7 protein-coding genes and 4 pseudogenes are annotated in these 10,245 nt (G+C 59.6%); 7 read left to right on the top strand and 4 right to left on the bottom strand.

Translation table 11 applies throughout. The annotated features are described in order from the left end of the window. Together EOB80_RS34925 and EOB80_RS35940 are read right to left on the bottom strand one after the other, a co-directional pair. Positions 1–265, bottom strand: a 265-nt coding sequence (locus EOB80_RS34925) for a hypothetical protein (protein WP_206516865.1), incomplete at its 3' end; no start/stop codon positions are given. Then, a complete protein-coding gene (locus EOB80_RS35940; protein WP_127309512.1) occupies positions 262–540 on the bottom strand; it encodes an AlpA family phage regulatory protein in 279 nt (92 codons plus the stop codon). The genes EOB80_RS35940 and EOB80_RS34925, both read right to left, overlap by 4 nt. 981 nt (positions 541–1,521) lie before the next feature. Here EOB80_RS35940 and EOB80_RS33755 point away from each other — a divergent pair. Beyond that, positions 1,522–3,447 carry a potassium transporter Kup gene (locus EOB80_RS33755; protein ID WP_127332304.1) on the top strand — a complete coding sequence of 642 codons (1,926 nt, stop codon included), beginning with the start codon at positions 1,522–1,524 and terminating at the stop codon, positions 3,445–3,447. Positions 3,448–3,754: 307 nt separating this feature from the next. Then, positions 3,755–4,215 (top strand): annotated as a pseudogene (locus EOB80_RS33760) (OB-fold nucleic acid binding domain-containing protein); the annotation flags it as partial. A gap of 53 nt (positions 4,216–4,268) precedes the next feature. On the opposite strand, the gene EOB80_RS33765 reads toward EOB80_RS33760, so the two are convergent. Beyond that, entirely contained in the window at positions 4,269–4,541 is a 273-nt protein-coding gene (locus EOB80_RS33765) for a hypothetical protein (protein ID WP_127266913.1), read from the bottom strand. A 215-nt stretch (positions 4,542–4,756) separates the two neighbouring features. After that, positions 4,757–5,092: pseudogene (locus tag EOB80_RS33770) on the bottom strand (aldehyde dehydrogenase family protein); the annotation flags it as partial. Positions 5,093–5,844: 752 nt separating this feature from the next. Between EOB80_RS33770 and EOB80_RS33780 the strand changes: the two are divergent. The 5 genes and pseudogenes from EOB80_RS33780 to EOB80_RS34930 all read left to right on the top strand — a co-directional run. Beyond that, complete coding sequence (locus tag EOB80_RS33780) at positions 5,845–6,183, top strand: helix-turn-helix transcriptional regulator (RefSeq protein WP_236383572.1); 339 nt, start codon at positions 5,845–5,847, stop codon at positions 6,181–6,183. Beyond that, a complete protein-coding gene (locus EOB80_RS33785; protein WP_127206482.1) occupies positions 6,173–7,489 on the top strand; it encodes a HipA domain-containing protein in 1,317 nt (438 codons plus the stop codon). The genes EOB80_RS33780 and EOB80_RS33785 overlap by 11 nt, the downstream gene beginning before the upstream one ends. Before the next feature lie 1,441 nt (positions 7,490–8,930). Further along, a pseudogene (locus EOB80_RS35770) lies at positions 8,931–9,464 on the top strand (IS21 family transposase); the annotation flags it as partial. 10 nt (positions 9,465–9,474) lie between these two features. Continuing rightward, a pseudogene (locus EOB80_RS33795) lies at positions 9,475–9,788 on the top strand (ATP-binding protein); the annotation flags it as partial. A gap of 192 nt (positions 9,789–9,980) precedes the next feature. Next, a partial coding sequence (locus tag EOB80_RS34930) for a hypothetical protein (protein ID WP_206516866.1) occupies positions 9,981–10,245 on the top strand: 265 nt, incomplete at its 3' end.

The raw sequence follows: 10,245 nt of genomic DNA on the forward strand, positions 1-10,245 counted from the left end.
GCATCATCGCGTTGGAAATGTCGATCCATATCGTCCTCGAAAATCGGCTTTCGCTCCGAGGTGAATCCTTGCGCTGAATAGAAAACCGTGCCTTCGACAAAACCACCGCACTCTCCGTCACCGGCGTGGGGTAAATACTAACACTTGAGAAAGCAGGGAGTTCACGGTCGTCGTCGAACATCTGACGGTGCAAAACGATGGCGGCCACCGCGGGTCCGGCTTCGTGATGCGCCACAAGCGGCAGATATTGGGAGGCTACATTCATGCGGTGCGGCTCTCAGGTCTAGTTTCCATCCAAGCCCTGATATCGGATTCAAGCCATGCGACTCGGCCGGGGGAGATGCGACGCCGCTTAGGGAACAGGCCTGCCTTCAGAGTCGCGCGGTCGCGCTCGAACTGCGTTCCACTGAAGTGCTTCAGGGTCTTTGCCGACTGGCCGGCGGCCCAGGCAAGTGCCCGCTCGCCTTCCACATCTTCAAGCCAAAGATAGAGATCGTCGTCGGGAGCATCCAGCGTTGGACGGACATCAAATGCGTTCATGTCCGGACAGCCTTCAGAAAGAAGGGATAGAGGCTTCCGTTTGATCGGGAACGCTTAGTGTTGGTAGCGGCGCCCACATGTTCGAAAAGCGTGATCATTGATGAGTTCTTCCAGTCGGTGCGGCATCGCAGTGCTTTTGCGCATAGGACCGCAATTGTCGTGCCAACTGGGAAAATCGTTTCGGAAAATGCGATCGCTCTGGCAGCGTTGTGTCAGATGTCCGACATCGTCGAGAATCCGACAACGAGTGCTCCTCCTAATCACCGGATCAACCTCCGGCGCCTGGCGGTGACACCGCATTCCTCTGTCTTTCCAGGAGACGGCGTGGACATCAATGCCGTTCCTCACCGAACCCGCCTCCTAGCCCTTCGCCTGTGTAGCATACGTCACGGCCGCCCCCCGGTTTGGCTTCAACCTGGGATTACGGCGTCCTCTTTCGCAGAGAAGATCGGGTTGTTCGTGGCGCGCGCAGCGGAGCCGAAGGAGCTTTTTCTGGGTTGCGGATACTGGCATGTCGATATTACGACCGTGTGTCCTTCGACAAGCTTGGTGGCTTCTTCAACCAGAATCTCGCCGGGGAGATCGAATCGTTATCTGCGCCGCAAAGTGCGGCCGGTGAGCGGCGTGGCCCTGCGTTCCAGTTGGCCACGGTTCTCGCTGGGACGAGCAAGTAAATGGCTTGCGCAGCAACGGTGCGATCACACCTGGAGCACGGCGTCATCAGGAAAGCGCCATCCTTGTGCGCCCACGACACCCTGGTCGCCATCGGCCGCATCGCGGGGGGGCACTGTGGGCGATAACCATTCATTGATCTGGGCGATTGAGGGTTCTGCCGGGGCGCTATTGCTGCTCGGTAGGGCTGCGGGCTGGCGAGTCTACCAAGGCGAGCAACGACAGGCGAGACGGCAGACATTACGTGACGGAACTTGATATTGCAGTGCAGCAAGCGTAGAGCACCGCGCGCTTATCGGAGTGTCGTCCATGGCCCTTACCAATGCTGGTAACGAGGCAGAACCTGTCGAACAATCGAGCCATTCTGAGGTCGAGCAGCACAGCACCAAGGCGCTGATGTTGGGCGCACTAGGTGTCGTTTATGGCGATATAGGCACCAGCCCGATCTATGCATTTCGCGAGGCGTTGCATGCATCAGCGGGTGGCAACGTCGCCAGCCGTGGCGACATCCTCGGCGTACTCTCGCTGATCATCTGGTCCCTGACGATCACCGTGACGATCAAATACATCATGTTCGTGCTCCGCGCCGACAATCGAGGCGAGGGCGGAGTGCTGTCGCTTATGGCGCTGGCGCGCAACAGTTTCCCGACCCGCTCTGCGGTGATCCTCGGCATCGGCATCGGCATCGTCGGCGCGGCGCTTTTTTTTGGCGACGCCGTCATTACGCCGGCAATCTCGGTACTGTCGGCGGTCGAAGGTATGAATGTCGTCACGCCGACGTTCCAGCCCTATGTGGTGCCGCTGACACTGGCCATCCTGGCGATCGTGTTTGCGGTACAGCGGTTTGGCACCGGCGGCGTAGGATTGGTGTTCGGACCCGTTACCGCGCTGTGGTTCCTGGCCATCGGCCTTTCCGGGCTCAACCACATCATGGACGACCCGGAAATCCTGCTGGCAATCAGCCCGCATTACATCGTGTCGTTCCTGGTCAACTCGCCTGACGTCGCCTTCGTTACGGTTGGTGCAGTCTTCCTCGCCGTCACCGGAGCCGAGGCGCTCTACGCCGACCTCGGCCATTTCGGCCGCAAGCCGATCGTGCTCGCCTGGCTGGCGATCGTGTTCCCTTGTCTGTTGCTCAATTATGTCGGGCAAGGCGCCTTCGTGCTGGCAAATGGCGGCGTTGTCGGTCATCCGTTCTTCGAGATGAACCAGGGCTGGACGCTTATTCCGATGGTCGTGCTTGCCACGGCGGCGACCGTGATCGCCTGCCAGGCGGTGATCTCCGGCGCCTTTTCGCTGACCAGGCAAGCGGTACAGCTCAACATGCTGCCGCGTTTCGTCATCCAGCACACGTCGGAAAAACAGTCGGGCCAGATCTATCTGCCGCGCATCAACCTGATGCTGGCGCTGGTGGTGATGCTGCTGGTGGTCGGCTTCGGCGAATCCAGCCGGCTGGCCTCGGCCTACGGTATTTCGGTGACCGGCAATATGCTGGTGACGAACATACTGCTTTTTGTTGTGATGACGCGCATCTGGAAATGGCCGCTCGGCGTCGCGATAGCCTTAATGGCGGTGTTCGTCTTCATCGATACCGGCTTCTTTGCAGCTAACATCGTCAAGGTATTCGAAGGCGGCTGGGCCTCGCTTGCCATTGCCGCAGTGATCGTGATGACCATGTGGACTTGGATAAGAGGCAGCAGGTATCTATTTGACAAGACGCGCAGGAACCAGATTCCGCTCGATTTCCTTGCGGGCAATCTGTTGAAGAAGAAACCGCAGCTGGTGTCCGGTACGGCCGTGTTCCTGACCAGCGATCCCGCCAGTGCGCCGACCGCGTTGATGCACAGCCTGAAGCACTACAAGGCGCTGCACGAACAGAACGTCATCCTCTCTGTGGTGACGGCGCAGCAGCCCGTGGTGCCCGACAGCGAGCGGATCAAGATGGAAACGATCAATGAGCTGTTCATGCGGGTGACACTGACCTTCGGCTACATGGAACAGCCTAACATCCCGCGTGCGCTGGCGATCTGCCGCAAGCAGGGTTGGAAGTTCGACATCATGACGACGTCCTTCTTCCTGTCGCGTCGCTCGCTCAAGGCGTCACCCAACTCCGGCATGCCGGTGTGGCAGGACAAGCTGTTCATCGGCTTGGCGCGCACGGCCGCCGACGCGACGGAGTATTTCCAGATCCCGACCGGACGTGTGGTCGAGATCGGAACGCAAGTGGCCGTTTAGGCATGCCCGGTTAAGCAGAATCAATTGGCATTTCGCGAGCCGGTGAATGCCTGACCGGGCGGAGGCCACGATGCTTGCGCCAAACTGGGGTCCGGTTCCAGGCCTGAAGCTTCCGGCCCCGAAAGCCGTCCTTTACGCCTGCGATCATTTCCGTTCCGCATTGTCTTGCCGACCCACCAGTCGAGATGCGCTGAAACGACCTCGCCGGGCAGCAACTTATCATTTGAACCTAATCGATGTGCCGCAAGTCCGACCTTCATTCTTCAGTTCACAGGCTAGCGTTGCCAAAATCGGCGTGCCGCCTAACCGGCGCCGCACCGTGACCTGTCAGGATGCTATGCAGGCGCGAGGCAGAAGCTGGCTCGAGGCCGCCGGCCTGGTGCTGGTCCGGCAGCGGCCGGGCTCGGCCAAAGGCTTCATGTTCCTCTGGAGGATGAGACGGGTGCGGCAAACGTCGTCGTCTGGGTCAAGATCTCTCGAGAAATTCCGGCGCGTGCTTCTTGCTTCGGCCATGCTCGGCGTCCGCGGACGCATCCGACGGAAGAGGAGGTGGTGCACCTCGTCGCCCACGAGCTGACCGATCTGTCGGCCGGGCTGGCCAGCGTGGGAAACCGCAAGACGCCGTTTCCGTTGCCGCACGGCCGAGGGACGAGGCTCATCACGGCGGATCGGGCATCGATCCGCGCGGCATGCCGAAGGGGCGCGACATCGTCGATGCAGTATGACCATATCGACCCTATCAAGTTCAAGACGCGTAACTTCCGGTAGCGCTTCCGGAGGCCACTTCAGCAGCATGTTGTGCACACTTTTGTCGGACCCTGTTAACTGCCGATTGGCAGCAGGTCACCCCGTGCCGGATCCCAAATGTCGTCGCTCTCAAGCGCAACGACTGCCCGCACCCTTTTTAAGTCAGCGAGCACCTCCACCGCCGGACGCCGCCCCGTTTCCTGAGCCGCGGCGTAACGGGTGTATTTGTGACTGTCCGGCTCAAACCACTTCAACGATTCCAAAGTAGCCATGGCATCGCCCTTGCGGCTGCGCGTGATGCGAATGATCGTGATCCCATCCTCAGCGCTCGCGTCGAATGGAGACACGCTGCCAACGCTTCATCTGCTCTACCCCATCTTTGTTCCAAGGCGGTCGGATCATCTCAATGAGCCCTGCCTCGGGGTGGCCAAAGCATGCATATTTATCGTTCGGCCCCGCATCGAATTATCATCTGCGATGTGGGACTCGATCTTGGGTTGGCGACGGCTTAGCTCCGGGAGTAGACGTCGGACCACTGATAAGTGCCGGACCTTCTCCACAATTTCTCGGCGGACTCATCGTGAACGCTCGATTGGACGTAAATGCGGTTCGCGGAAACGCAGGTCTGGCCGGCATTGCGGAACTTCGCCTGGACCGCACCGTCAACAGCACCGTCAATGTCGGCATCATCGAAGATGATGAAAGGTGCATTGCCGCCGGTTTCAAGGCTGACCTTCTTGATCTGGTCAGAGCACTGACGCATCAGCAGCCGTCCGGCCTCGTTCGAACCGGTAAAGCTGATCTTTTGAATCTTGAAATTGGTGCAGAGTTCACGGCCCACGCGATCACCTTCGGACGCATAGATCAGGTTGACCACGCCATCGGGAAAGCCGGCCTGATGGCGAGAGCAAACATTGCACCTAGCCACGCCACAATAAGATCGAGCGCGGCTTCGTTGCGTGCGGGTCTGTGGTCAGTGGAGGGCGGAGGAAAAGCGCTCGGCGTGCTCGCCCTCGCGATACCACTGGTTCGCGCCGGCAAGCGCCAGTTTCTGAGGCAAATCGCCGAACAGCTGGTAGAGCCTTACTCTCAGGGCTTGGCATCTATGTCGCCTACGACCGCCACATGCAGCCCGTCGCGTGCGAAAGCGGCTTTGTGGAAGGCGCTTAGATCGGAGGGCGTTACGCTAGTCAGGCTCCCTTGGGCGGTCTCGAATACGGATGCGTGCCGTAGATTCCGCGCCGCCAGGCCAGCTCGGCGATCGCATGAGGTTCGCGCTCATTGGCAATGATTTCGGAGAGAAGCTGGGCGCGTATGCGGTCGAAAAGTGCTGGTGTAGCCGGCTGCGGGTCCCGCCACCGAGAATGTCGGCCAGCAGTCGAGCGCCGCGGCCTCGCACCAGGGACCGCCCATGAATGACTCATGCGAGGCGTCTCAAGGCTGTCCGCGATCCAGCGCCAGATCTCCGCCTCGCCCGAGGGGCGCAGAGCTGGCCGGTTGTGCAGGAGCCGTAGGCAATATCCGCCTTCCTCGTTCGGATGGGTAACGCTTGCGATACGGAGTCTTGACTTTGGCAGTCGCTCTGTGACATTACCTATATAAAGTTCGAAAGAAGGCGATATGGATCATGCATAGGTCACAGAGACCCGAATGAAGGCAACGTATAAACGCACCTATTCGCGCTACGCGATGGAAGCGCTTGGCCTTTTCGGTAAGACCATCCGGCTTGGCCGGATGCAGCACCGGTTAACCGCACAGGAGTTAGCCGAGAGAATCGGTGTTTCACGCAGCACCCTGCAGCGCATCGAGAAGGGCGATCCCAAAGTCGAAATCGGACTGATGTTCGAAGCTGCTGCCATTGTCGGTGTGAAGCTGTTCGATGCCGACGGCAAGGGCATCACAGCCCTCACAGGCCGCATGGACGATCGCATCGCGCTGCTGCCGAAGCACGTCTACAAGGCCAGCAAGCAGATCGTCGATGAGTTCTAAGGTCCCCAAGTACGACGAAGCCTATGTCTGGGTCTGGCTGCCGGGCGAGACCGCGCCGGTTGTCGCCGGGCGGCTATATGCCCATGACGGACTCGTCAGCTTCAACTATGGCAGGAGCTTTCGTGAACTGGGCAGCGCGATCCCGCTTTATCTCCCGGAACTGCCCCTGAAGGCAGGCGAATTGCCTTTGCTTCCTGGCCTAACCATGCCGGGATGCATCCGCGATGCTGCCCCTGATGCCTGGGGACGACGGGTTATCCTAAACCGCAAATTCGGTGTGAAGGGCGATGAAATCGCGCGGCTCGATATTTCAGAACTGACGTTCTTGCTGGAATCAGGCTCGGACCGCATCGGCGCGCTCGATTTTCAGTTTTCGCCCACGCATTACGAGCCGCGCGCACTGGCCAATGCCACTCTCGAAGAGCTTGTCCAATCGGCGGAGCGGGTAGAGAAAGGTATTCCGCTCACCCCCGAATTAGATCAGGCGCTGCATCACGGCAGCTCGATCGGCGGCGCAAGGCCAAAGGCGCTGATCGAGGATGACGCCGTCAAGCATGTCGCGAAATTTTCCTCGTCTGCCGACCTTTACAGCGTCGTCAAAGGAGAATTCATAGCCATGCGGCTTGCCGCCTTGTGCGGCATCAGAGCGGCATCCGTCTCGCTCGTTCGCGCCGCAGGCAACGACGTGTTGCTCGTCGAGCGATTCGACCGGATCAAGGTCACGGGCGGCTGGCAACGCAAATCCATGGTCTCAGCGCTGACGATGCTCGCGCTCGATGAGATGATGGCGCGTTACGCCAGCTACCAGGATTTGGCGGAGATCATTCGCCACCGATTCACCGCGCCGTCGGAAACTCTGCGCGAGTTGTTCAGCCGCATTGTCTTCAACATACTTTGCGGCAACACCGACGATCATGCCCGCAACCATGCGGCATTCTGGGACGGGGCTAAGCTCACCCTCACGCCTGCGTACGATATTTGTCCGCAGGCCCGCAGTGGCCAGGAGGCCAGCCAGGCCATGCTCATCAGCGGCAATAACCGCATGAGCCGGATAGCGTCCTGCCTTGAAGCGGCGCATCACTTCCTGCTCAGCGCGCCGGAAGCTCTTGCGATTGTTGAAGGCCAGCTCCGATGCATTGCGGAGAATTGGCCGCGTGTCAGCGAGGAAGCTACGCTATCCGGCATAGATCGCAATCTGTTCTGGGGCCGACAGTTCCTCAATCCCTACGCTTTTACGGCGCTGGAAGGAAGCGCCGACGTTCTCCGCGCTCTGGCTGACGAACTACGCAACAGTGTTCACGCCTGATCCGGCGCTGGATTTCGGACAAGCTCGGCAAGCGCAAGACGCCACAATATGGACAACCCTTGCCGTGCCAGGACGAAGATTGAACAAACGGCTCTTCAACAGTGACAACGTGCACTGCGGAGAGATGTTGAGCTGACACCGCAAAAGACCAAGACGCGCGACTTCCCGCGATACAACTCCACATAACTGAGCGTCTACAAGCGGTGCAGCCAGCCAAACATCCAGCCATCAAAGCGATGATCGTCTGATCTTTTGCCGATGACATCACGTCGGGGAAGACTTGTTCGAGCGCTTGCCGCTTCATATCGATACCGGCCTGGGCGTAGCGCATCGTTAGTTCAGCCCGAGTGGCCTGGCCATCGACTGATGGTGGCGATGTCAACACCCGCCTTGACGAGGTGGATGGCCGTCGTGTCCCGCAAAGGGCGATGATGGATGCTCTTTTCCGCCATGGTGGTTCCTTCGCCCGCAGCCATGTGTGCGCAGCAAGTATCGAACACCGAACCGGGTGAGCAGTGTGGGGCGGTCGTTGCTTTGCTCGGCGGGACAGGGCGATACCAGACGAAGGTCACAATCGAAGATTCAGGATCCCTGAACTCGTGCATCCGTATTGAACATCAGCGAAAACAGAGCGTAATCCCGCTGTCCAGAAGGCGTGCGGCGGTCGATACGCGCCAGGACGCTCTTGATTTCCGGGCTCATCGAGATATCCGACAGGTGCCACCCACGCGCCCTCTTGAAGGGAAGTGTCACCACCAGTTGCAGCGTATCCTAATATTCGGGGTGCTCCGAAATCAGGAACCGCGCAAAGGCATGCATCGCCGCCAGCCTTGCATTGCGGGTCGCAACTGCCACGCTCGACCTCAAGTGATGTGAGAAAGCTGCCCATCCTGTCGGTATTGATGTCGGAGACCGCTTCTTTCAAGAATATCTTCCCGCTCTCCCGCGGCATGAGCCCGTGGCATGCTTCGGCCCAATGCTGTGGATTGATGTTTCTTCATGCCACAACCTCGCTGACGAGACCGCCGAAAGCCCCTTCAAAGCGGTCGGTGGCGATCTCTCGCAGCTTTGGAAGGTAGTGCATTGATTTTTCGTGGAATGGGGACCCTGTTTAAAGGGTGATTTTCGTCCAAACGGGACCCCTTAACGATGGGGTCATCAAGATGCCTCCGGCTTGATCGGAGGCATTTGTGTTTTGGATGTTGGTTTTAGAGACGATTGCAAAGATACGTCGGCTGTCGCTGGTCCAGGGGAAGTCGATCAAAGCGATCTGCCGCGAGCTGAAGATCTCGCGCAAGGTGGTGCGCAAGGTCCTGCGTTCTGAGGAGACGCAGTTCCGCTACGAGCGCAAGCACCAGCCCTATCCCCGCATGGGAGCTCGGCGTGAGACGCGGGACCGGCTGCTGTCGGCGAATGCGGCCAAGCCGCAGCGGGAGCGGCTGCCGGTCGCTTCGACGGCTTCCATTGCATTCCCCCGTCGGTGTCGAAGACCTGCACGGTGCGCTTCGACAACAACAAATACTCGGTGCTGTCGAGTGCCGTCGGTCGGCCCATCGAGATCCATGCTTATGTCGATCGGATCGCATCCGCCAGAGGATGGCGTGGTCGTGGGAGAACACGTTCGCTCCTTTGGCCGCAACGAGGTCGTCTACGATCCCTGGCACACGGCGCGCGCCGTTCCTTGGCTGGGTCGTGCGGTCGGCAATGGAGAAGGTGCGGCGCAGCTCAAGGCGGTTGATGACGTCGACCGGCAGATGGTGTTGATCCTCACCTGGGTGCTGACCGACGGATTGAGCGCGGTCGAGGCCGCCTGTCAGGAAGCCATCGAGCACGGTGCATCGTCGGCGCCGGTGATTCTCAACATCCTGGCCCGCAGCCGCGATCCGGCGCCGGGCACGATCCTTTCCATTCCCCAAGCGCTGAAGCTAGCTCACGAGCGGTCGCCGACTGCACCCGCTATGACAGTCTCAGGAGGACAAACAGCCATGGAACGCACCGAGGTACTGGAACTGATGGGAGCGCTGAAGCTCTACGGAATGCGCAGAGCCTATGACGAGATCATGGGCGCGTCGCCATCAAGCGACGGCACGAGCCGCCCAGGATTGTCGGTGATCTCTTGCAGGCCGAGATATCGGAGAAGCAGGCCCGCTCCATCAAATACCAGTTCGCTGTCGCCAAGTTGCCGCTGGCCAAGGACATCGACGACTTCGACTTCGCCGACACGCCGGTCACCCCCTGATGCGCGATCTCGCCCGGCCGCGCCTTCGTCGCCGATCAGCGCAACATCGTCCTGGTCGGCCGCCTTCACGGGTCACCCAACTCGCGCGGAAGGTCGACCGCATTGCGACGGGCGCGTGTCGACTTCCCAACAATGTCAGACAGGAGACGCAACGCTATCGGAGCGATCGCATTGCCCGAAACGATTTTCCCAGTTGGCACGACAATTGCGGTCCTATGCGCAAAAGCAAACTAGACCTGAGAGCCGCACCGCATGAATGTAGCCTCCCAATATCTGCCGCTTGTGGCGCATCACGAAGCCGGGCACGCGGTGGCCGCCATCGTTTTGCACCGTCAGACGTTCGACGACGACCGTGAACTCCCTGCTTTCTCAAGTGTTAGTATTTACCCCGACGTCGGTGACGGAGAGTGCGGTGGTGTTGTCGAAGGCGCGGTTTTTATTCAGCGCAAGGATTCACCTCGAAGCGAAAGCCGATTTTCGAGGACGATATGGATCGATGTTTGGAACGCGATGATGC

Source organism: Mesorhizobium sp. M7A.F.Ca.MR.245.00.0.0, assembly GCF_003997415.1.
In the GTDB taxonomy this organism is placed as follows: Bacteria; Pseudomonadota; Alphaproteobacteria; order Rhizobiales; family Rhizobiaceae; genus Mesorhizobium.

What these genes read in the sequence shown, in the direction of transcription:
- EOB80_RS35940 (WP_127309512.1), bottom strand. Translation starts at nt 540, where the DNA reads ATGAACGCATTTGATGTCCGTCCAACGCTGGATGCTCCCGACGACGAT.
- EOB80_RS33780 (WP_236383572.1), top strand. Translation starts at nt 5,845, where the DNA reads ATGAAGGCAACGTATAAACGCACCTATTCGCGCTACGCGATGGAAGCG.
- EOB80_RS33785 (WP_127206482.1), top strand. Translation starts at nt 6,173, where the DNA reads ATGAGTTCTAAGGTCCCCAAGTACGACGAAGCCTATGTCTGGGTCTGG.
- EOB80_RS33755 (WP_127332304.1), top strand. Translation starts at nt 1,522, where the DNA reads ATGGCCCTTACCAATGCTGGTAACGAGGCAGAACCTGTCGAACAATCG.